The sequence below is a fragment of the Tumebacillus flagellatus genome (genome assembly GCF_000714935.1).
Classification (GTDB): Bacteria; Bacillota; Bacilli; order Tumebacillales; family Tumebacillaceae; genus Tumebacillus; species Tumebacillus flagellatus.
On record NZ_JMIR01000018.1, the window covers coordinates 50,075 to 71,986 of the forward strand.

Consider the following 21,912-nt stretch of genomic DNA (forward strand, 5'->3'; position numbering starts at 1 on the left):
CCCCCTCTATGATGTCGTCGTGTAGCGAATGGAGGTCAACGTGCCTTGGGTGTCGCGCACGAGGTTGACGTTGAATTTGGCCTTCAAGTTGATGACGCCGACGCCCGTCGGATCGGAACGGTCAACACCGTCGACGTAGATGTGAATGCCGGAGTCTTCATACTGATAAATCGTTTGCACGACGACGGACCCAAGGACAGGGTCGCTCTGCGAAGTCTCTTTCAGTGTAGTCGTTTGAGTGCGGTCCATGTTTTGCGTGGTCACGTAGGTTTGATCCAGCGCCTTGGACGTGCTGGTGAACAAGTAATAGCCCACCGAAAGGGCGGAGAGAAACAATATCATCGCGACGCTCAGGTAGAGCATCTTGATCGTCGTGCTTCCCATGACCCTACTCGGCTTGTTGCACGAAACGAATTTCCTTCACGACGTTCGACTTGTCGCGAATGACGGTCGAGTTGAAACGCCCCGACGGATTGACGTACTGCGCTTGCGACACATCGTCTGCCAGTGCCGCCGTGCCGATCATGTAGTTGATGCCTCCACTTTGAACCATTCCTGTCGCAGACGGCTTCAACACAACGTCCCCCAAGGTAGCGTCGGCTTCCGAAATCACATCCCCGTACCACGCGCCGTTTGCATCACGGCCGGTGATGACGTGGATGCCGAATTCCTCACGTCCGTTGTACTTGCGAATCGCGTTCGTCACTTGCGAGCCCGTAACGACGGTGCCGTCATACACATTAAACGCCGTGCTCGACAGCTCGTTTTGAATCCCGGAGAAATTTTCTTGCGCGGTCTTGGTTGCCTCCTGCGCGGAGATGAACATAACAACCGCGATGGTGATCAATGCAATCGCGAGAAAAATCCCCGCCGCCATCACCAGTGCTTTCTGTGCGTTACTCATGACTGAAACTTCCTCCTTACTGTATCGTCGTGATCTGAGTGAAGTACGTGCTCATCTGGTTCATCGACATCCAGATCAGCGGGATGACCAGGTACAGAAACACCAGCGCATACATCGGCACAAATCCGATCATCTTACCCCAACTTGCCTTCTCGTTGATGATGCGCTCGTACTGTTCTTTGCGCTGTTCTTGGTAATACACCCGTTCGGTTTCGAGATCGTCGAACGCTTGGCGGATCGGAATCTTCTCGACGGCGACCAGCAAGCGCTCGACGGTGCGGACAAACGGCACGAACGGCGCGTCTTCCTTGAGCTGCTCCATCGCTTTTTCCCCGCCCGCCTCGTAGTCCATGAGGCAGATTTGCAGCGGTTGACGGAAGACGACGGCGAAGCGCTCCATCCATTCCAAGATGTTCTCCACGGAGATGCGCTCGATTTCGCACAGCATCGCGATGATCGTGTGGAACTGGTCGACCTCGTTTTGCATGTCCATCTCGCGCATCCGCCGCCGAAACTCGATCATCCACAGCGGCAGGTAGTAGCCGACCGTCGCGACCCCGACGGCGATGACCAATTCCCACCACTTGAAATATTCGTTCTCCAGCGTATCGAGCTTCTCCAGCACCCGCGCGGCGTCTTTGTTGATCACATCCTTGGTTGCGTCGCGGCCCGCTTGGGCTTTGACGGCGGCGCGGACCAGCTCTTCTCTTTTCTTCGGGTCCGGCTCGTCCTTCACGGCGAGGATGATCTTGCGGTCCGACACGGTGATTGCCTCGGCTTTTTTTTCTTCTTCCGGGGAGAGCTGACCGAACAGCGTGGTGTTCTTCGTCGGCGCGTACAGCACGTTCTGCTTGGCGACGTGGTGGATGTAAAACATCGTCGACACCAAGATCAGAAACGACGCGAGGCACAGCAAGATCCGCTGGAGATACAGCCATTCGATCGTCAGCGGCGAAGACGTGTCTTTCAACAGCCGCGTCAGTTTAAAGTGCTGCTTGGTGTGCTGACCCGGCACCAACCGGTCGACCACCCACGCCGCGGGTTTCCACTCGTAGACGCGCTGCTCCCACTTGATGCGGTTGGCTTTGGCGGCATACTTGCCCTCGTCGTTCTCCTGCATCTTGCGCAAGAGCACATACGACAGCAAAATCACGGCAAAGATCACCATCTTCGTGAAAAAACCGATCTTCCCCGCGTAGAAATCATCCATCGACGGAAAGTGCCCCCGCGCCCACACCTCAATCGGCTTGGTGAAAAACACCGGGGCGAGCGCGATGATCGTCAGCCCCGAGAACAGATAGCGCAGCCGGTCGCGGCGCAGAATTTCCAAATTGATCTCTTGGGTGAGGCGGCTCAGACCGTTTAAGTACATCGAGCCGTTGTTGATTTTCTTATCCCCGTACTCTTTGACGAGAAACGAGATGCCCGCAAACGCTTTGAGAAAGCGCGACGGCGCGACTTCGTAGTAATTTTCCAACTCGTCCTGCGGGTCGTTGGCGGTCAGCACTTCATAGATGCGCTCGGCATGCAGCTGCGCTTCATACTTGGAGACTTGGCCCGCTTCGTAGATCGCTTCTTCGACCATCCCGTGCTGGTGGTAGTAATGCCGCACGTCGGTCATCAAGTGCGACAATTGCTTCAGCAAGCGGTCCTCGACCCGTCCGACGAACGTGTCGATCAACATGCCGTTGAGAACCACCGTCGCCACGACGACCATCGCGAGAAACACAGGGTCCCGGTTGATCAAGACGAGCAGCAATACCCCGACAAACAGAATCCCGAGCGTCAAGTAGGCGATCTTCATCGTCTCTTTGCGCATCGTGAACTCGTCGTAAGAATGAATCGTGGAGAGGCGCTTGCGAATCTTCGCGGTGTAACTTTCGAGAAGCGGCGTGCGCGAGAAGATCACATACGACTTCTGAAAAAAATTCACCAACCGTTGCCGGGTGGTTTTTTGCTTCGGCTCGATCAAGTCCGTATAGCCTTTGTTGACTTGATACGCGGCACTCCCGCCCTGGCGGCGGCGCAAAATCTGAAACACGATCAGCAGGACGAAGAACAACCCCAGAGAGATGCCGATGATCGTATAGAGGAGGACGTTAAGATTCAAGCTCGGTCTCCCTCCAATGCTCGCGGAGGAAATCGCGGAACAGCTCCGCGTCTTCCTCCGACATGTGCTCGCACATCTCCGCCAGATTGGAATCGGAAATCGGATGCACCGCCACGTACTGCCCGTTGCGGAATTCGATGATGTTGCGCGACTCAAACCATTGGCGGTCGGTGGTGCGTTTGAAATACTCGGTCGCCGTGCTCATGAAGCGGTCGAGCTTGGCTTCGAGGCTGTCGGCGGTCTTGTAGTCTTCCGGGTAGGGCAAGTGTTGGTAGTCGAGCGGCACGCACTCTGTGATCCGTTCGATGTAGCGCTTCCCGTCAAAGTCCCGCTTGAGGTGAATGTCAAAGTTGATGACGGAGATGACTTGCTGTTCGGCGATCGTCTCGTTGTTGAACATCCCGGTTTTGAGCAGGGAGTTGCGCAGCGAGAACACCAAGTCGCGGAATGTCTTGGCATGGTGCGTAAACAGCGTGAACAGCGACGCGACCTGCGACATCTGGATCATCCACGCCGCGACCGGGTCGGTCGCGACTTCGCCGAGGATGTTGACCGTGCCGTCCGTTTTCTTCTGCACGTCGAGGCCCGCTTGTCCGGAGATCGTGTCGGTCTCGCGAAACGAGAGAATGTTGCGCTCCGGGTAGATTTTGCGCAGATGCAACTCGAACGCCATCTCTTGCACGCGCACGTTGAACGCGGCGTTGATGTAGCGAACCATCGCCATGAGCAGCGTGGTTTTCCCGGAGCCCTGCGCCCCGGTGACCGCCGTGATCCGGCAGCCCTTGACGAGATACTGAATCAGCGTGATCGGAAGCTCGGCTCCCGGTTGGCGGATCAACTGCTCCAAGGAGGCGTTCGGCACGTCGAACTTGCGCACGAAAAACGCCCACGACTCTGAGAAGTTCGGACGGACGACGACGACGCGGGAGCCGTCTTTCATCTCGTTGACTTTAAAGCCGTTGGATTCGGAGAGTTGACCGGGGTTGTTGTATTTGTAGATGTTTTGGCAGACGCGTTTGAGTTCGAGTTCCGATCCGAACGTGATGCACTGCAAGTGGATCGATTTCCCCTTGTAGAACAACCAGATCGAGTCGTGCGACTTCGGAATCGGCTTTTGCATCTGTTTGGTGTACATCTCAAACTCGCCCGTTTGCTGGATGAACGACGCCGGCAGACCGGACACCCCGCCGGAGATGCCGTCGATGTTCATGTCGCGGATCTCGTCGATGACGGAGAAGCCTTTGTAGGTCTGGTAGATGCGTTGGACGATGATGTTGAGTTTGTCTTCAAACAGCAGCCGGCGGATTTCCTTTTTGAAAATCAAATCGATCTCTTGCGTCGTGATGATGTAGGACGGGGTGTTGCCGTCTTCGATCACCTGCTTGCGGCGGTCGAGATCGTACTTTTGGATAAGGGCGGAAAGCGCGTCATAGCCGTGCTTTTTCTTGAAGTGGTAGAGCAGGATTTCGAACTTGTCCTGCGCCGTCAAGCGTTGGCGGTCTTCAAACGGAATCACGAGGTTGATGTTCGTGTCGTTCAAGCCGTAGGTCTTCAGGAGCAGGTCGAAGATGAAAAACTTCACGTAGTTTTTGTCATTGATGTCCCCGGAGGTGCAGCCTTTGAGGGCTTTTTTCAGTTCGGCGCGCTTGTTTTTGCGGCGGCGGAACTCTTCGGCGGAGAGGCCCAGATCGTAGAGGTTGGAGTTCGTCATCTCGTGCAGGGTGCGTTTGACATACTCGGTCAAGGCGTCGAGGGTGAACTTGCGCTCGTCGGTGACTTTTTTGTCGGGGAGGTCCTTCTTCTCGGTGAGCTTGAAGAACACGAACACGCCGACCAAGAGCAGCACGGCGACAATCAGCAGGATGTTGATCCAAAAAAACGACATCAGCGTGCCCTCCTCACTCGTCCATCTCCAGGTCGAGACCCAGACGGTCGACGATTGCTCGCGCGAGGCGGCGAATCTCCTGCATGAAGAAGTAGTTGTCGTGTTGCTTGTTCACGCTGCGGTTGCGCAGGAAGAAGTCCAACACTTTGCGGTCGTTGAGCGCATCGAGGAAGTCGGTGCAGTACGGCACGGTGTAGATCGGGTCTTTGTACCGGAAGCGGCGCGCGATGTTTTGCGCGGAATACTTCGACGCCGGGTCGTACGAGCCCAAGACCACGAGAAACGGCTTCTCGTTGAGAATCTCCGGCCAGTCCTCCTTGGAGAAAAACCGCTCCAACAAGTTGATGTTCTGGTTCAAGTTGACAACGATCAAGTCGGAAGATTGCAGCATCGTCATCGACAGCTGGTTTTGCTGCCCGGAGTTCAAGTCGATCAGCGACAGATCGTAGAACTGATTGGCGGCGTAGAAAATCCCTTGGATAACTTCGTGGATCGACTCAAACAACGCTTCATCCGGCTTGGTGGTGCCGGTCAAGAGGTCGAGGCGGTCCTTGAGAATCGGGTTGGTGTAGTCTTGGATGATCTCCGGAGCGAGGCGGCCGCTGCGCGCGAGGCGTTCCAGCGCGTCCAAGCCCGTGTCGTTGAACGTGATCATCGAATCTTCACGTCCGTTGAAATACTTCAAAAAAGCCGACTCCAGCGTGGAGCGTGACCAATGCGTATGGGCAACCAGCGTGCGCAGGGCGTATTCAAGGCCGATGACCGTGGCCGAAGCGACCACGTTGGCTGTCGTGGCGACCTGCCCGTGCGCGTTGCCCCAAAATGCGACTTGTCCCATTGCTTACTTGCTCCTCTCTGCCAGTTTGAATGCTTTCTTGATGTCGGAGTCCGGCAGTCCGGAGATGAGGAGAGCGAGTTCTTGAATCGATTGCTTGTACGATTTGGACAGGCGCTTCATCACCAGTCGTTCGTTGAATTGGTTCTCGATCTTCACCGCGTAATCCACGTCGTCAAAAAACACCGGATACGACGGGTCCGACCAGCGGATCGGATATTCGGAGATCGTCGACTCCACGTACTCCTCGTTGATTTGGCTTTCCACTTCGCGCAAGATCACTTTCTGGAACAGCACTTCGCTGTCGTCGTCGCGCGCGGAGAAGAACGCTTCGATCAAGTCTTGATTGGAGCGGATCGTGCGCTTCTCATAGGTGGTGACCAGCGCATGGTGCGCGATGTCCCCCCACGACGCGACGGCGTCTGGACGGTCGGTGTCGATCAGCAGACAGTCATACGCGTCGAGTTTTTCTTGCTCGCCGTCCATGTAGGATTGCAGGTCTTCATAGGAAGCGAATCCGTTGGCGACGTCGAACCCTTCGAATTCCGTCACGCGGTACTCGGCGTCGATCTTCGGCACGGAGTCTTGGTAGACTTGCTCGCGTGTGGCATCGACGAGGAGAACTTTCTGGTCGGCGAGCGCCAGCACTCTGCCGATGTAGAGCAAGAGGTCGCTTTTGTCGCAGGCGCCTGCAAACAGCATTTTTTTCATGATTCAGGCACCCTCCTTACGGCGACACGACGTGGTCGACGTTGGTTTCAAAGATAGACTTCTGCGTATCGGCGGATTGGTTCGGTGCCGACGAGCCGGGGGCTGCCACCGCGGGCTTGCCCGTTTGCGGGCCGCTCGGAGATTCTTGCGAGCCGGATTGAGAAGCGGTGCCGGAACTGTTCGGTTTTGCCGCGCTCGAAGAGCTGCCCGCGCCCGGATAGAGGCTGGAGTTCGGAGCCGGACCGTTGAAGTTGATCGCCGACAGCGGGCTGCCTTCGGCCCCCTTGACTTTCAAGTTCGCTTCCAAATTCAAGCGCGCCTGTTCTTCGAGGTTGTACTTGGCGATCGAGAGAATGTTCGGGTCGGCTTGGATGCGCGTGCGAACCATCGCGTTGACCGGATAGTCGACTTGCGATTTGTTCTGCACATACGGGTCGACGTACGAAAGCGCGTAGATGGTCGCGCCGTTTTGGAACGCGTCCACGATAGCGGATGAGAACGTCTGGATCTCCCGCTCGTTCATATCAAACCAGATCGTGTTGTCGAGCAGGTTTTTGACTTTTTTCTTGGAGAGGACGATGTAGTCCTGACCGGTCGGGAACTTGATGCGCACGTCGAGGAATTGGTTTTGCTTGAGGTCGCTTGGCAGTTGAATCAAGCGGAATTCCTGCGAGCGGATGTCGTCGGGCGTGATGCCTTCTTCGTAGAGCATCGCTTTGGTGAGGGGAGTGTTTTTCTTGATGGTGATTTTGGAGTACTTCCCTGCCGCGCTGTTGCTCTCGGTGATGGTGTCATCGGGCACCGCGTCGTTTGGAACGTCGACGGCGACAAGATCGCCCGCGTTGATCGACGTGCCGACTTCGATGTCCTTGCCGGCGACATAGACTTTTTTCTTGGTTTGTTTTTCCTTCTCCAGAAGCTGTTGGCTCTCTTGGAGTTGCTTCCGGTACTCGGCTTCCTGCTGCACCTTGACGTTGTGTTCGTGAATGATGATCGAAACGAACACCCCGGATGACAAGATAGCCATCCCCAAAGCTCCAATGCCACCGGCGATCAACAGTTTCTTCGTTCGTTGACTCGTTCGTTGTCGTAAAACGGACATGCCTTGTGTTTCACTCCCCCATTGCTCTGACTAAATGACGACAATTCCAAAGTAAGTGTAGGTCTTTTGTTAGGGGTCCTAATGGGACCTCTGTATCACTTTTATTATAGGATAATTAGTAAATCCAGACAATAAATACTAGGCGAGAAGAGCTATTGAAATTCAGTCATGACTTGGCTTTATTCTTCGTTTAAACGGAAGGTCAATCTATTTTCTCTTTCAAGCTCCATTTTTTGGGGTATTTGCTGTAAAATGAGTGGTATTCTCGTCTCTCTGATTGGAGTTGAAGCAACAATGCAATTGAAAATTTCAACACAGCGTCTCTATGAAGAACGAAATCATTCTCTGAACTCCTCCCAGGACTTGAAACAAATTCTTGAAACACTGGGAAAATCGACGGTTTCGGCAAGTTGGACAGGCTCTTCGTATCAGACTTTTCGGACGGCGTGGACGACATTCGGTGGAGCACTCAATGAACTGGCCAGCTCATATGAGATGATTTCCTCCGCTCTTTCAGACGCGGCACTCGCGTACGAAGAAACGGAGTCTAGCATCACAAGCGCAGCCAAATAACAAAACCCTCCCACTTGTGTTTGTGGGAGGGTCTTGTTTACTGCGGGAGAGAGCTCCAATATTGATACAGTTGATCTTCAAAAATCCAATACAAAAACATCGCCAAAGGCACAGAAAGCATGATGGTCAAGAATCCTTCTGACACCCGTTTAAACAGCTTAAAACTGAACAGCAAGAGAGCAATCAAGATCGACGTTGCGAATGGGACGACGGTGATTGACAAAATTCCGGCAACATATTCGTTGAAAACATAGAGTTTCAAGTTGCTTTTGACGATATTGAAAGAGAGAAGGATCGTCAAAGCCAGACCCACTGCATTCACGATCAACATACGAGTCCCAATAAACTCAGGCGGCTTACGGTTTAGGTTCATGACTTGCAATCTCCCCGAACAAGATGAACTTCAAGACATCCGCGATCGCCTGATCACTTTCATGAAGTCCTGAATGATCTGCTTCCGGATACACAATCGAATGGAACATGCCTTCTCCGGCAAAGTCTTTCAGTGCTGTTGCGCTCTCGGGCAGAACAACCCCATCCCCATAGCGTCCTTTCGCCAGACCGTATCCCGACAGTACTTCAATATCAGAATTGAAGTTGCCACGGTCAGTATAGATTTGCTTCGTCTCTTTTGAATCGGAAGACAAATTTTCTACGGCTGGATAAAATACATCGCCAAGCTGGATGAAAATATTAACGATGGGCGTATTCTGCAACGCATCCTGCGCAGCGTCATCAAGATCGGAGCCTCGAATTGGAGAACCCAAGGTAACAAAGCGGGAGATGTCGTCACCCCCCGTTTCTTCAATGTACTTGGTCGTCACCACGCCCCCCATGCTGTGCGAGATGACCATAACCGTATCCGTATCATAGTCCTTCTTCAGTTGCTCCATCATCTGCTTGTAGAATTCGGTTTGCTTATCAAACGTCATGGCACCGTCTTGAAAAACAAACTGAATGCACGGGTGCTCCGGAGAGTCGTTCTCCCCTTGAACAGGTTCCAGCATTTCTCCAGACTTGCTGACCGAGTAGATGGTTGAGAAACCACCCATCTCGTCCACCATTTTTGAAAATGTACCAATGCCGCCCGACAATCCGTGCATGAACAGAATCGGCACCCCGTAGGTGCCCCCTTGCTTGCGCGCCTCTTTGATTAGCGCTTTGGCCTGCTGGATCATCTGCTCCGCACTTTCTCCGTTGGGACCTGTCTGTTCCGGGTGAGCTTTGTAATATTTAACCGCAACTTGGTTCATGCGGATTGCCTCGTTAAGATACTCCACCCGGTCGCGTCCGACACGTCCGGACGCAAAATCCAACCGGGCCAGAACAGGCTTATGATTGCTGTCAAACAAATACGTACCAACTGATTGCACATACTGGGTGAGGCCATGGACCTTGGGTATCATCAATTTGATAGTAGAGAATGCCGTCTCAGCCTCTGTTTCATACTGGTGTTCATACTGTGCGATCAAGGTGCGGTAGTGTTCACACTCCGCCATCAATTGAAAATATCGACTGTAGTCTTTTTGATCATCTGGTTGATTAAACCCATGATCGAAGTTCCGCTCTCGATCAGCCGCACGTTCCAGATTTTTTAACGTGTCACGCAAAGACTGCAAACCATACAGTCGTTCTGCTACTTGCCTGAGTGTCGTCGCAAACTGTTCACAGGCAAGCACCATGCGATCTAAATGGTTTTCCAGCGTTTCTCGTTGCAGAACGTAAGCAAATGACGCAGGTCCCGTCCAACGATCTACGCCTGACTGGACCTGTTGAGTTTGGTTTTTTATAGATTTCAGTTTTTGACGAAGAAATTCGGCTTGTTGTGAATATTCGTGCGCCATGCGTTGAACGGCAACATGATCTCCTTCAAAATTGGCCAACCCTCTCACCCCGTTCATGGTATCAATCTAGTATACCATGAATTTACAGGTTGCCCGTTTTAAAAATCAATCTCAAACACATCAAAAAACCAACTGTCTGCGTGCTTGCGGCGGACGAAGTAGCGTTGTCTCTGCTGGAGGACGCCGTTTTCAAAAAGTGAAGCGAGGAGGTACCTTGCGCGTTCGGGACGGGAGAGAAATTGCCGGCACGCCGCGATCCGCTCTTCGCTGAAATGACTGCAGGCCATGCGGAGCAAGTTGTAGTCGACCGAATCGGCGTTGACTAGATAAGGAAACTTCTTGCGAAAGACATGCAGAATCTTCACGTCCGGTTGAGCGCAGCAGCTGTATCCGAACAACCAGAGCTTGATGGAAATCTCCACATCTTCATACCCCCACTCGCGAAACCCGCGCTCAAATCCTCCAATCTCCTCAAACACTCGTCTCGGGATCGCAAAGCACGCGCCCGACAACAGCGCCGTCGGAAACGGCACCGCTTGCTTCCCGTTCCATTTGATTTGAAACGTCTCAGGGTCCAGCGTCTGTCCGTATCCCACCGCGTCCGGCGCGTCGTGCGGAGCGATCCCCGGCGTGACCGCATCGGCGACGTCGGCGAGGATCGGCTCCAACAGCTTGTCCAACCACTGATCTTCAAAAAACAAATGAGCATCGCAGAACACCAGAAACTCCCCGCCGGCCCGCTCGGCCCCGGCGTTTCTCGCCGCCGCCGCTCCGACGCCTGCGGTGCGGACGACCTGCACGGAGTCCAACCGGAGATCGCTTGGTTGCTCAGCGAGAAAGTCCAGACAGCCGTCTGTGGACGCATCGTCGACGAGAATCACTTCATAGTCCCAACCCGTTTGTGCCTGTTGCAGGGAGCGCAGCGTCTCCCGGACGTGCTCCCCTTCGTTTTTTACCGGAATGATGATCGAAACCCTGTGCATGCGCATCTGCCCCATCCCTTGTCCGTTTTTAGGGAGTCTATGCGCTCCTTCTGCGAATCAACACCAATTGCAAAAATTCCTTGACATCCTCCCCCTCCAACCCGCATACTCTCATTTAGGAAAACGTTTACGTAAAACGTTTTCCGAAAACGGTTACAAACAACAAACTCCTCGTCCCTGTCATCAACCAGAGTCATTCATCAAAGGAGGTTCCCCTACATGAAACCGCGTGGAAAAAAACGCTGGGGCATTGCTGTGATCTTATTCTTGGGTATCTTGGTCAACTATTTTGACCGCACCAACATGTCGGTGGCCACCAAACCGATGATGTCGGAGTATCACCTGACGACCGTTCAGTGGGGCTGGATCATGTCGACGTTCGCGTGGACGTACGCGCTGATGCAGATTCCGATCGGCGCGATGCTCGATAAAATCGGCGTGAAGTGGCTGATGCGCGTCGCGACGATCATCTGGACAATCGCGACGTTGCTGACTTCAGTGGTCAGCGGTCTGGGCTTGATCATCCTCTCCCGCCTGCTGCTTGGCATCGGCGAAGCGCCGGCGTTCCCGTCTTCCTCGAAAGCGACCGGCTACTGGTTCCCGATTCGAGAGCGCGGCGTGGCGACCGCTACGTTTGACGCGGCGGCGAAGTTCTCGAACGTCATCGGCGCGCCGATCGTCGCCTGGGCGGTCACCCAGTGGGGTTGGCAGGGCGGTTTTTATCTGACGGCGGCCTTGAGCTGCATCTACGCGGTGATCTACTGGGTTTGGTACCGCGATCCGAAAGAGCATCCGACTCTGACGCAAGAAGAGCGCCAGTACATCGAAGAAGGCGGCGCCCAGCAAGAAGGCGCGGCAGAAGGCGGCGTGTGGAAGAACTTCGGGTTCCTGTTGACCCAACGCAAAGTGTGGGGCTTGACGCTCGGGTTTGCGGCATACGGCTATACGTTCTACCTGTTCTTGACTTGGTTGCCGGGGTATCTGCAGAATCAGATGCATATGACCGTTTTGAAATCGGCAACCTACACCGCGATTCCGTGGTTGATCGCGACGATCACCGACTTCTTCATCGGCGGGTTCTTGGTCGACAAGCTGGTCAATCGCGGGTTTGACCAATCGAAAGTGCGCAAGACGCTGTTCATCATCGGGTTGCTGCTCGGCCTCGCGGTCGGCGGCGCGGCGTTCACCGACAACCCGAACGTGGCGATCATCTACATCTCGATCGCGCTCGGCGGTCTCGCGTTTGCCGCTCCGATCGGCTGGTCGATTCCGGCTCTGATCGCGCCCAAGGGCACGGTCGGCATGGTCGGCTCGATCATGAACTTGGTCAACAACGTGATGGGGATTCTCGCTCCGGTCATCACCGGTTACCTCGCTGTCAGCGGTTCGTTTGCTTCCGGCTTCAAAGTGGCGGCGGTGGTCCTCGTGATCGGGATCGTGGCGTTCGGGCTCTTGATGGGGCCGATTGAGAAGATCCGTTCTCCGTACGAAACGAAGTAAGCAGAGAAATATCGTAGAAAAAAGAACGCATGGGCCAATAGGGTGCTGTCTCTCTCGGGAGTCAGCGCCCTATCCTCGTGATGGGAGAGATAGAACATGGAGAGAAACGTTTGCTCGCTGGGCCTTGATATCGGGACAACTTCGGTCAAAGTGATCGCCTTGGATGAGAACGGGTCGCTGTTGACCCAGCGCGGACAGCGATTGGACTTGTTGCAACCGGAGGAGGGAGCCGCTGAGCAGGATGTAACGGCGGTTATGGCTGCGTTGATGGGCGTGATGGAGGAAGTTTTGGAAGAGCTTCGCGCCGGGAACTGGGAAGTTCGCCGCGTCGGGTTCAGCGCGGCGATGCACAGTGTGTTGGCGGTCGATGCGGCGGGAAACCCGTTGTCGAACGCGATCACGTGGATGGATACACGCGCCAAGCATGCGGCGACCGACCTCTGGGAATCGGTGCTTGGGAAAAACATCTACGCCGTCACCGGGACGCCGGTGCATCCGATGTCGCCGATCACGAAACTTCGCCGCTGGTCTTTGGAGAGACCGGACTGGGTGAAGTCAGTGCATAAGTTCGTCTCGATCAAGGAATGGATTTGGCACCAATGGTTCGGCGAGTGGGTCGTCGACGCGTCGATGGCGGGCGCGACGGGGCTGTACAATTTCGCGCACGGAGGTTGGGAGCCGGAAGCGCTGGCGTTTGCGGGAGTGTCGGAGGAGCAGTTGAGCGCAGTGGTTCCGACGACGACTTGCAAGGTTGCGGGAGCGAGTGCGGCGTTGCGGGGATTGGGTTTTGAAGAGAGCGTGCTGTTCAACGTGGGGTCCACGGACGGCGTGCTGGCGAATCTCGGCGTCGGGGCGGTGAAACCCGATACGCTGGTGCTCACGGTCGGGACGAGTTGCGCCGTGCGCGTGACGTCTCATCACCCGCAGACAGATGTGGAGACGCGGTCGTTTTGTTACGCGTTGGACGGCGAGCGGTTCGTGCTCGGCGGGCCGAGCAACTCGGGCGGGATTTCGGTGGAGACTCTGTACGCGCAGATTCTCGCGGGGATCGGCGTGCAGTGGCAGCCGGAGGAATTGAGTGCGAAGTTGTTGGAAGCCGGCAACGTGGAAACGGACGGCTTGATCTGTTTGCCGTATGTGGCGGGCGAGCGGGCGCCGCTGTGGGCACCGGAAGCCAAAGCCGCGTGGATCGGAGTGGATCGCGGGCATACGGGGTTGCATCTGTTGCGGGCTGTTGTGGAAGGTGTGTTGCTGAACGCGTACTGGATCGCGACGAGCCTCTTCCAGATGACCGGTCAACCGAAACAAGTGATGGCGTCGGGAAAACTGCTCGAAGTTGCATGGGTGCGCCAACTGGTGGCGGACATCTTCGGACTGCCTGTGTATGAAAGTCAAAACGGCGACGCTTCGGCGGTCGGGGCGGTTCTGCTGGCGGAGATCGCTGCCGGGGTGAAGAGCTTCGAGGATGCTGTACCGCAGAGCGAAAGCGAGCAGAACGTGACGTATCCGCGAGTGGAGATGCAGGCGTACTATCGCGAGAAACTTGAGGTGTTCAAGAGATACGCGCTGTTCCTCAACGAGTAAAACTTGTCCATCGAATGCCACTAAAGGTCTGACGTCATCAACACTTGATATAAATAGCCGACCTTCTTAGAAGCAGACCTCGCTTCTATGCGTCGGCTTTGTGATTCACTATGTCACTTCCATACGTGACAAAAAACCGACGTGTGTTGAAGCAGTCCTCGCTTCTGCACGTCGGCTTTTTTTATTTGGCGGTCCGTTCTGTCGCGGGTGCCAGCACCAGCACAGACGGAATCATCTGCACGGACGGTTGCAGATGCGGTTTGATGTCCCCTCGCAACCGCTCCAACACCGTATTCGCCGCAAGTTGCCCGATCTCGTGCGTCGGCTGGCGAACGCAGGTCATCCGAGGCTGCGTGATGTTCGCCCAATCCGGCTCGTCGAACGTCGCGACGCCCATCTGCTCCGGCACGCGCAGGGACAGCCCTTGCAGCAACGGATACAGTTCCATCATCAGCAATCCGTTCGCCGTGTACACCGCAAACGGCTGCTCCCCCGATTCCTGCTTCAATAGGTTGAGGACTGCCTGACACGTATCCGTCTTCCGGCGCTCCATCCAGCAGACCGCCGGCTCTACACCGCGCTTTGCACACGCTTGCTGATACCCAGCGTAGCGTTGTGTTCTCGTACTGAGCCCGTTCAACTCCTCCGAGATGAAAAAGATACGCCGATACCCTTCCTTGAACAGCGCCTCCGTCAACTGGTACGACGCTTCCTCGTTGTTGGTGATGACGTTTTTGACCCCGGTGATGTCGAAGTGGCGGTCGACGAGCACGATCGGCATCGTCTCTGCGAGCTCTTGGAGCAAGTCGTTGTTCTGCCCGTTCGTCTGCAAGATGATGCCGTCGACGCCCCGTGCGACCAGCGAGCGGATCAGGGTCAGTTCCTTCTCCGCGTTCTCTCCCGTCTCGCAGACCAGCAGCGAATACCCCGCTTCGTCGAGCACTTCGGAGATCGAGCGGATCACCGAGACGCAAAACGGGTAGCTCATATTCACGACGACCACCGCGATGGTGCGGCTCTGGCCTTTGAGCGCTTGCGCCATGATGTTCGGGTGGTAGTTGAGTCTCTGGATCACGTCTTGGATGCGGATTTTCGTTTCCTCGCTCATCGAGGAGTAACTGTTATTGAGATACCGCGAAACCGTGGCGATGGAAACGCCTGCTTCGCGGGCTACGTCTTTGATGGTTACTTTTTTCTCTGACATGTAGGTACAACACCTCATGATTCATCTTCCCATAGATGAATCATTGATGCAAGAAAACCACTTACCTTTGTGCATGGATCAGTTTTTCAACTTTGGTGTAAGTGGTATTATTACGCAATAGTTTTTGATGTAGGGCTGTAAAACCTCCAATGCCTTTTCAGAAACAACCAGTCTGCATCTTTCATTCATCGAAAAATCATGCCCCGACCAGTCCTCAAAAGTATCACCTTCCAAAACTATACTCCCCAAAGGAATCATTCGTTTAAAAGACGGAAGTGTGACATTTGGTTCCAATTCCAAAAACATTTCAGAAGTCGAAACTTCTACTGTCTCGAAATGCAAACCTGTACATCCACTTCGTTTAAGCAATTCGGACACTCTGTCTGTCACGATATAACATGGATGTGAAGTAAGCAACTCATCCCCCAACCAGCCTTCAAACTCATAATGAAGGTGCACAACATGTTTTGATACCAAGGGTTCATCATCCGGCTTACGAATCTGAGTGTTCTCCCCAAATCCTCCTGCTACCTCAGGTTTTAGCAAAAAAAGCACCGATTCCAGCTCCTTGTCATTTCAGTAAATGAAAAATCAGCCACTTGCTGCCTCCTCACTGCGGGTTTTCTGAGCTGTTCCTTGCGCATCTTCTCCAAGTGCAAGTGGCAGCCTTGGGTAACGAGAGGTCAGTTGCCGCTCAAGTAATAGTCGGTCTGTTCATCCATTTTCTTCAGGAACTTTTCCAGGGAATCCGCTATTTTCTTACCAAAGTAGTAAATGCACCCGTCTGGACGGATTGTGAGATAGCACCCTTCTACGATTTGGAAAAATACAACTTCATGATCCAGATCGTAAAGTTCTCGGTCTTCGTCAAACTCATAGATATCTTCTCCAAGCATGAAGTCAACAACAGAATATGGATCCATAATCCGATTGAATCTTGTTGAATCTAGTTGACATAGAAATCCATAGCCAATCTTGTGATAGAACTCTCGCAACTGTTCCGGAAACGATCTGCCCAAACGCCGTTCATTATCAGCAATTTCATCAACCGAAATCTGAAATAATACGTGTTTCATTTCTTGGATATTTTTGTGATCTGTTGGGTTCTCAACGATATACCGGCTAAAATGGGAATAGTCAGCCATAGTTACCTCTTCAGTCCTTGTCTATTGTCCATAGGCTGTAAAGCAGTGACGATGCAATCATTGGAGATATAAGGTTGCAGTACCTTCAGAACTTTGTCCGTAACAACCAGTTCACTTTTTTCATTACTTGACACATCATGTCCTGACCAATTTGTATAACGATCTCCGTCCAATACGACACTCCCTAAAGGAAGGAGTCTCTTAAAAGACGGCAAGGTAACACCGGGCTTCAGCTCCAAAAAGGTTTCGGACATCGAGATTTGAACCTTGCCAAATTCCACACCCGTACAACCACTGGATTGGATGAAATCCGCCACTCGTTCAGTCACGAGATAGCAAGGGTGTGTAGTGAGCAGTTCATCCCCTAACCAACCTTCAAATTCGTAATGTAAGTGCAAGATATGCTTCGCCTGTAACACCTCATCCCCATGTTCGAGGATTTTGGTGTGCTCCCCAAATCCCCCTGCGACTTCCGGCTCTAAAACATATAGCATGTACCCACAACTCCTTCTCCGTTTTCTCAGGAGGTCAACATACTGGGAAGATTGCATGATGAAGGCAATTGATGACGCGTGATCACCGCGTTACAGCCTCTCCTTGCGAATCTTCTCCAAGAGCGCGAGGCAGCCGCGGGTGACGAGGTCGTACGTCTCGTCGAAGTCCCCCGTGTACCACGGGTCGGGCACGTTGCCGTCCGGGTGGTCGGACACCAAGTCGAGGAGGCGGAACGCTTGGCCCGGTTTGAGCGTGCCGAGGCGCTGGAGGTTTTTCAAGTTGTCGGCGTCCATCGCAACGATGTAATCAAACTCGCTGAGGTCGCGCTTCGTCAGTTGCCGCGCGCGCATCCAGTCGTGCGGAATCTGGTAGCGGGTCAGGATTTCCAGCGTCCCTTTGTGCGGGCGCTCTCCTGCATGCCAGCCGCCCGTTCCCGCCGAGTCCACGGAAATCTCCCGCTCCAAGCCCTCTTGCTGGACGAGATGACGAAACACCGCTTCACCCATCGGCGAACGGCAGATGTTGCCGAGACACAAAAACAAAACGCGGATCATGTTCATTCCCCCGAATACAAAATTTACTAGTTCCATGATAGTATATCTACATCCATTTGCAAGTCAGGAGGGTTGTGCATGCTGTATCATTTCAGCGAGGAGCCGGGCATTCAGCGCTTTGAACCGAGACTGCACCCGTCCCATCCGGGAAAGCCGCCGGTGGTGTGGGCGATTGATGAAGGGCGCGCGCCGATTTATTTTTTTCCAAGGGATTGTCCGAGGGTGTGTGCGTGGAAGTTGGAGGGAAGCACGGAAGAGGATGTGCGACGGTTCCTAGGCAGTGACGAGACGCGGATGATGATCGCCGTGGAAGGGCGGTGGTTGGAGACGCTTCGCAAGACCAAGTTGTATGTGTACCACTTGCCGGAAGAGACGTTCGCGCTGGAAGACCACGGCGCGGGCTACTTCACGTCGCGGGAGGCGGTGACGCCTGTGAAAGTGGAGCCGGTCGGCGACCTGCTGACCCGGCTGGTGGAAGCGGGCGTCGAACTTCGCATCACCCCGACGCTCTGGCCACTACACGACGCGCTGGTGCAGTCGTCGTTGCACTTCTCCATGATTCGCATGCGCAACGCCATACCGCGATAAAAAAATAGAAAAAAAGAGGGCCTCGATTTAGGCGAGACCCTCTTTCGCATTCGCTTGTGTCTGTGTCTCCGTACGTTCATGCCGAACGCTCACTCGCTGATTCCGCACGCGCAACAGCAAGTTCAACGCCGCCAACCCGCAGAGACCGAACAGAATCGCCATCGTCCACGACGGCAGAAACGCGCCGACCGTGACGGCGAGCGACCCGAGGATGCTTGCGCCCCGGAACACCAGCCCGTTGACCGCCATGTATGCGCTGCGGTTTTCCTCCGGCGCGAGGTCTGCCATCATCGACTGCTTGATCGGCACCCAGAGCAGTTCCCCGCAGACGGCGACCCCCATGCAGAGGAACAGCACCAGCGGCTGGTTGCTCCACGCCTGCATTGCATATCCTGCGGTGTAGAGCAGCACGCCAAGGATGAGCAGAGGTTGCTCGCGACGCTTCTTCAACCAGACGGTGACGAACGCCGTCAGCAAGACCACGAACAGCGAGTTCTCCGAACTGAGCATCCCGAACATCTTCACCCCGTCGAGCGGCAGACCGAACACGCTCTGCACCCCGAACTCACGAGAGAGCCGAACGCCGGTGTAGGAGTTGTTCATAAACTCCACCGACATCATCAACAACGATGCCAGCACGTAGAGCATGAAACGGCGGTCTGCAAACACCTTCCCGTAGTTGCCGAGCATCTCGCGGACGGCACCGCTGCTTTTTTCCTTCCGCACACAGGACGCATGCGTCCCTCGATGCGTTTCTTCTATAAAAAACACCAACAACAGCACCGACACCATCTGCGCGACGCAAACCGCAACAAACAGCTCAAACCGATAGCTCTGGAAGAAAAACCCCCCGATCACGCCCCCGAGCATCACCGAGAAATTGACGCTCCAATACTGGACGGAGTAGACGAGCTTGCGGTTCTCAGGCGTGGAGACGTCGACCATCATCGCGTCCATCGCGGGACCGGACAAGCCCCAACAGAGGCCGGTGATCACAAACATCACGAACGTGAGCACCGGAGAGTTCAACCAAGGCGAGTTTGCGGCCATCATCCCGACGAACGCGGTCAACCGCAAACTCTCGCCCGCCAGCATGAGAGTTCGGCGGCCATACAAATCCGCGAGATACCCGCCGCAGAAGTTGGCGACAACGCCGAGCGCGATGTTGAGCATCAGCAGAAGCCCTGCCGTCTTGCTCCCGAACTGCTCGGCGAAATAAATCGTCATGAACGGAAACAGCATGTTGCCCAGCATCATCGACAAAAACGAATCGAACATGCGGATTTTGAGGTTGCGGTGCAAAGAACGAATCCCCATTGTGTATCTCCACCTTTCACCAGCTGTACGTGTATGGTGGACAATGATGGCCATAACAAAAAGACCACGCAAAGTCCCGAGCGTTGGAACTTTCCGAGGTCTTTTATCCCTACGGTGTAGCGCACCGCAACGTGCGCCTGCGTCGCTTGGTTCGATCCGAAGCTAACGAAGCAGCTTCGTCGGATCCCTAGACGGCCTTCCAAGATTTGTAGGAGTAGTGTAACATGTGGAAGTGTCCGCCTGCAAGAGACGTGTAAAAAGTTGTAAAATTTAGACTTCCATCCCTACAGATCGAAAAAACTGATCTGCCCCGGGGGCTCCCCCTTGTACTCCACGCCGAGGAGCTCCGCCAATTGCAAGGCATTGGCAGCCGCATCGCCGCCGGAGTTGTTGTTGAAAATCACGCAGATTTCCGCCGTGCCCGTCTGCAACTCGCGGATGCGTTCCGCCCAGCGCGCCAACTCCTCTTCGCTGTAGCGGTAGAGATACCGCTTCTCCCGCCAGTTCTCGCCGCTGGGTTCGAGCCACGCTTCCCGGTTGCGGCCGTGGAAGCGGATCAACGTCAACTTGGCGTCGGTCGGGTGCAGGACGATCGGCACCGAGCCGGGGTTGACCTGCGGCTCGTCCACGATGCTGTGAATCCAGCCCTCCTGCTCCATGAACGCGAGCGTCCGCTCCTGCATCTCGGGCTGAAACCACGATTGATGGCGGAATTCGAGCGCAAGCGGGAGGTCGCCCATCTTCTCCTTGGTGTAGCGCAAGACGTCGACGTGCGGACGGGTGCAGTCAAACCACGGCGGATACTGAAACAGCACCATCTTGCACTTCCCCGCTTCCCGCACCGGCGCAATGGAATTGAGAAACGCCGCAAACATCTCGCGCTTGCTCGCAAACGGCACGTCGCCGCGCTGGTGTCCGGTCATGCCTTGGTACGCTTTGATCACGAACCCGAAATCGTCGGGCGTGCTGCGGACCCATTTTTCATAATTCCGAACAGGCTGCACAGCGTAAAACGAACTGTCCACTTCGACGATCGGAAAGCGTGCGCTGTACGCCTGCAACCCTTCCATCCCGCGATGACCGTTCCAGCCGGTCAGACCGATGCGAATCATGCGGGCACACCCTTTGATTCCGGGACGTACAGTTTGTTGCGCACCAGCAATTCCGCGATGCACACGTTCACCGTCCAACTCGCCCACGCGGCAATCGTATACGCAAGCGTGTATTCCACACCGAACACCGAGTTCAGCAGCAACGTGTAGAGGTGGATCGTCGTGTTCGAGAACGCCAGCGACAAACTGCGGATCATCCAGATGCGGTGGCGGGCGATGTCCTTGCGACGAATCGCGCGGTACGCTTGCCATGTGGCTGTGAGCCAGAGCACTTCCAGCACGAAAAACGACAGCGAAACGAGCGAGCCGCCGGTCGCGTCCTTGATCAAGTAGAGCGAAGTGAAGGAACTGATCAAGACGGAGAGCATGTACAATTGCCCGTTGCGGCGGTGGAAGTTTTTACTTTTGCGCAAGAGTTTGCCGGAAAAACCGAGCACGCCCGTCACGATCACGAGGCAGGCGGTCACGATATGACAGCGCACGAACACAAGCCACAACTCGCGGTTGAAATCGGCGGCGAGATGCTTGTGCTGGAGAAACTTCACCAGTTGCGGGTCGACGATCAGGTTGTTGGTAACCGTATGCAGCGTCCACGTAGACGCCAAAAAAAGAAAGAACGCGACAAAAAAGCGACGGGCCCTCACAAGGATTCCTCCCGATTCTGTGATCAAGCACGCCCTCTATTATACTGGATTCCCACTTATTTTTGGACGACCATCGTCTCCCAACCGTCGTACTCCCCGTCGTTTTCCAACGCGAGCATGGTAAGCGGCGCCGTCACGTTATGGATCGAACCGAGGTCGACCGCGTCGATTCGGGTGACGGAGAGGACAAACGCCTGTTCATGCTCGGATTCTTCTTCGATGGTGAACCCCTGCGCGGCCAGTTGGTTTTTTACTGCTTCGCGGCCTTCTGCGGTGCGGAAGTACAACCAATGTTGCACCGGGCGCGGTGTGAGCGGATCGCCCTGTTCCTCCAGTTGCGTGACGATCTTGACGTCTTGCATCCATTGGAATTCGGTCGGCGAAGGGAAGAGGAAGCCGAAGTAATGCTCCCACTGCGGGTCGGATTTGTGCCCGAATTGGAAGGCGTAGTCGGGGAACTCCCCCAAGACCGGCTTCAGTTCGTTGTGCAGATCATCCCCCGATTCGCCGTAGAAGTAAAATTCCCGACGTCCGTCCGTGGTCACGACTCCGACGGGAACGCCGCCGTACTCTGCGCCGAGAAATTCGATCAATTTGTCTTCCATCACCAAGAGCCGCTGTGCTTCTTCATCCGTCGTCAGCCCGTTCTCATTGGGCGCTTGCAGTTTGACCCAGACGTAGAGCAGCGTATTGAGGAAATCCGGACGAAACTCCGGATTGGTGAATGTCAGGTCGATCCGCACCGATGCGAGATTCTCGCCGACGCGGGTGAAGTACGATTCCCATTGGTTGGACATGTGGTGCCTCCTTTATTGGTGCGTG

23 protein-coding genes are annotated in these 21,912 nt (G+C 54.8%); 4 read left to right on the plus strand and 19 right to left on the minus strand.

What is annotated here, in order from left to right:
• Window positions 1-6: 6 nt before the first annotated feature.
• From EL26_RS12920 to EL26_RS12950, 7 genes are read right to left on the minus strand one after another with little or no spacing between them, the layout of a single operon-like run.
• The gene (locus EL26_RS12920; protein WP_038089415.1) at window positions 7-384 is read right to left on the minus strand and encodes a hypothetical protein; all 378 of its coding nucleotides are present in this window, start codon (window positions 382-384) and stop codon (window positions 7-9) included.
• 4 nt (window positions 385-388) lie between these two features.
• Window positions 389-904 carry a hypothetical protein gene (locus EL26_RS12925; protein ID WP_038089418.1) on the minus strand — a complete coding sequence of 172 codons (516 nt, stop codon included), beginning with the start codon at window positions 902-904 and terminating at the stop codon, window positions 389-391.
• 16 nt (window positions 905-920) lie between these two features.
• Entirely contained in the window at window positions 921-3,014 is a 2,094-nt protein-coding gene (locus tag EL26_RS12930; RefSeq protein ID WP_038089419.1) for a hypothetical protein, read from the minus strand.
• Window positions 3,004-4,899 carry a Flp pilus assembly complex ATPase component TadA gene (locus tag EL26_RS12935; protein ID WP_038089423.1) on the minus strand — a complete coding sequence of 632 codons (1,896 nt, stop codon included), beginning with the start codon at window positions 4,897-4,899 and terminating at the stop codon, window positions 3,004-3,006. Before EL26_RS12935 ends, EL26_RS12930 begins: the two co-directional genes overlap by 11 nt.
• A 13-nt stretch (window positions 4,900-4,912) precedes the next feature.
• On the minus strand, window positions 4,913-5,737 hold the full coding sequence (locus tag EL26_RS12940) for a hypothetical protein (RefSeq protein ID WP_038089425.1): 825 nt from the start codon (window positions 5,735-5,737) through the stop codon (window positions 4,913-4,915).
• A gap of 3 nt (window positions 5,738-5,740) precedes the next feature.
• Window positions 5,741-6,445, minus strand: a complete 705-nt coding sequence (locus EL26_RS12945; protein WP_038089427.1) for a hypothetical protein — start codon at window positions 6,443-6,445, stop codon at window positions 5,741-5,743.
• A gap of 16 nt (window positions 6,446-6,461) precedes the next feature.
• Entirely contained in the window at window positions 6,462-7,472 is a 1,011-nt protein-coding gene (locus EL26_RS12950; protein ID WP_052036328.1) for an SAF domain-containing protein, read from the minus strand.
• 369 nt (window positions 7,473-7,841) lie between these two features.
• Between EL26_RS12950 and EL26_RS24590 the strand changes: the two genes are divergently transcribed.
• The gene (locus tag EL26_RS24590) at window positions 7,842-8,120 is read left to right on the plus strand and encodes a WXG100 family type VII secretion target (RefSeq protein WP_161780721.1); all 279 of its coding nucleotides are present in this window, start codon (window positions 7,842-7,844) and stop codon (window positions 8,118-8,120) included.
• Between the two features lie 37 nt (window positions 8,121-8,157).
• Here the strand turns inward: EL26_RS24590 and EL26_RS12955 are convergent, their stop codons facing one another.
• From EL26_RS12955 to EL26_RS12965, 3 genes are read right to left on the minus strand one after another with little or no spacing between them, the layout of a single operon-like run.
• Window positions 8,158-8,493, minus strand: coding sequence for a hypothetical protein (locus EL26_RS12955; RefSeq protein ID WP_152559262.1), 336 nt, complete (start codon window positions 8,491-8,493; stop codon window positions 8,158-8,160).
• The gene (locus EL26_RS12960) at window positions 8,477-10,003 is read right to left on the minus strand and encodes an alpha/beta hydrolase (protein ID WP_161780722.1); all 1,527 of its coding nucleotides are present in this window, start codon (window positions 10,001-10,003) and stop codon (window positions 8,477-8,479) included. Before EL26_RS12960 ends, EL26_RS12955 begins: the two co-directional genes overlap by 17 nt.
• 59 nt (window positions 10,004-10,062) lie before the next feature.
• Window positions 10,063-10,953, minus strand: coding sequence for a glycosyltransferase family 2 protein (locus EL26_RS12965; protein WP_162835162.1), 891 nt, complete (start codon window positions 10,951-10,953; stop codon window positions 10,063-10,065).
• Between the two features lie 213 nt (window positions 10,954-11,166).
• On the opposite strand from EL26_RS12965, the gene EL26_RS12970 reads away from it, so the two are divergent.
• Both EL26_RS12970 and EL26_RS12975 read left to right on the plus strand, forming a co-directional pair.
• Window positions 11,167-12,447 carry an MFS transporter gene (locus EL26_RS12970; RefSeq protein ID WP_038089440.1) on the plus strand — a complete coding sequence of 427 codons (1,281 nt, stop codon included), beginning with the start codon at window positions 11,167-11,169 and terminating at the stop codon, window positions 12,445-12,447.
• Window positions 12,448-12,543: 96 nt separating this feature from the next.
• Window positions 12,544-14,031, plus strand: a complete 1,488-nt coding sequence (locus EL26_RS12975) for a gluconokinase (protein WP_052036329.1) — start codon at window positions 12,544-12,546, stop codon at window positions 14,029-14,031.
• A gap of 181 nt (window positions 14,032-14,212) precedes the next feature.
• Here the strand turns inward: EL26_RS12975 and EL26_RS12980 are convergent, their stop codons facing one another.
• The 5 genes from EL26_RS12980 to EL26_RS12995 form a co-directional block, all read right to left on the minus strand.
• Window positions 14,213-15,235 (minus strand): LacI family DNA-binding transcriptional regulator, encoded by a 1,023-nt coding sequence (locus EL26_RS12980; protein WP_038089445.1) that lies wholly within the window; start codon window positions 15,233-15,235, stop codon window positions 14,213-14,215.
• Between the two features lie 78 nt (window positions 15,236-15,313).
• Complete coding sequence (locus EL26_RS24980; protein ID WP_152559263.1) at window positions 15,314-15,790, minus strand: hypothetical protein; 477 nt, start codon at window positions 15,788-15,790, stop codon at window positions 15,314-15,316.
• Window positions 15,791-15,918: 128 nt separating this feature from the next.
• Window positions 15,919-16,380: an SMI1/KNR4 family protein gene (locus EL26_RS12985; protein ID WP_052036330.1), complete on the minus strand. Its 462-nt coding sequence runs from the start codon at window positions 16,378-16,380 to the stop codon at window positions 15,919-15,921.
• A 2-nt stretch (window positions 16,381-16,382) separates the two neighbouring features.
• Complete coding sequence (locus tag EL26_RS12990; protein WP_038089447.1) at window positions 16,383-16,874, minus strand: hypothetical protein; 492 nt, start codon at window positions 16,872-16,874, stop codon at window positions 16,383-16,385.
• Between the two features lie 90 nt (window positions 16,875-16,964).
• Entirely contained in the window at window positions 16,965-17,429 is a 465-nt protein-coding gene (locus EL26_RS12995) for a low molecular weight protein-tyrosine-phosphatase (RefSeq protein ID WP_038089449.1), read from the minus strand.
• A 78-nt stretch (window positions 17,430-17,507) separates the two neighbouring features.
• Here EL26_RS12995 and EL26_RS13000 point away from each other — a divergent pair, with 78 nt between their 5' ends.
• On the plus strand, window positions 17,508-18,017 hold the full coding sequence (locus tag EL26_RS13000; protein WP_038089452.1) for a DUF6886 family protein: 510 nt from the start codon (window positions 17,508-17,510) through the stop codon (window positions 18,015-18,017).
• Window positions 18,018-18,044: 27 nt separating this feature from the next.
• Here the strand turns inward: EL26_RS13000 and EL26_RS13005 are convergent, their stop codons facing one another.
• The 4 genes from EL26_RS13005 to EL26_RS13020 form a co-directional block, all read right to left on the minus strand.
• Entirely contained in the window at window positions 18,045-19,334 is a 1,290-nt protein-coding gene (locus tag EL26_RS13005; protein ID WP_038089455.1) for an MDR family MFS transporter, read from the minus strand.
• A gap of 284 nt (window positions 19,335-19,618) precedes the next feature.
• The gene (locus tag EL26_RS13010) at window positions 19,619-20,446 is read right to left on the minus strand and encodes a DUF72 domain-containing protein (protein ID WP_038089457.1); all 828 of its coding nucleotides are present in this window, start codon (window positions 20,444-20,446) and stop codon (window positions 19,619-19,621) included.
• Window positions 20,443-21,090 (minus strand): DUF2306 domain-containing protein, encoded by a 648-nt coding sequence (locus EL26_RS13015; protein ID WP_052036331.1) that lies wholly within the window; start codon window positions 21,088-21,090, stop codon window positions 20,443-20,445. Before EL26_RS13015 ends, EL26_RS13010 begins: the two co-directional genes overlap by 4 nt.
• A gap of 56 nt (window positions 21,091-21,146) precedes the next feature.
• The gene (locus tag EL26_RS13020; protein ID WP_038089460.1) at window positions 21,147-21,887 is read right to left on the minus strand and encodes a DUF695 domain-containing protein; all 741 of its coding nucleotides are present in this window, start codon (window positions 21,885-21,887) and stop codon (window positions 21,147-21,149) included.
• Window positions 21,888-21,912: the final 25 nt, after the last annotated feature.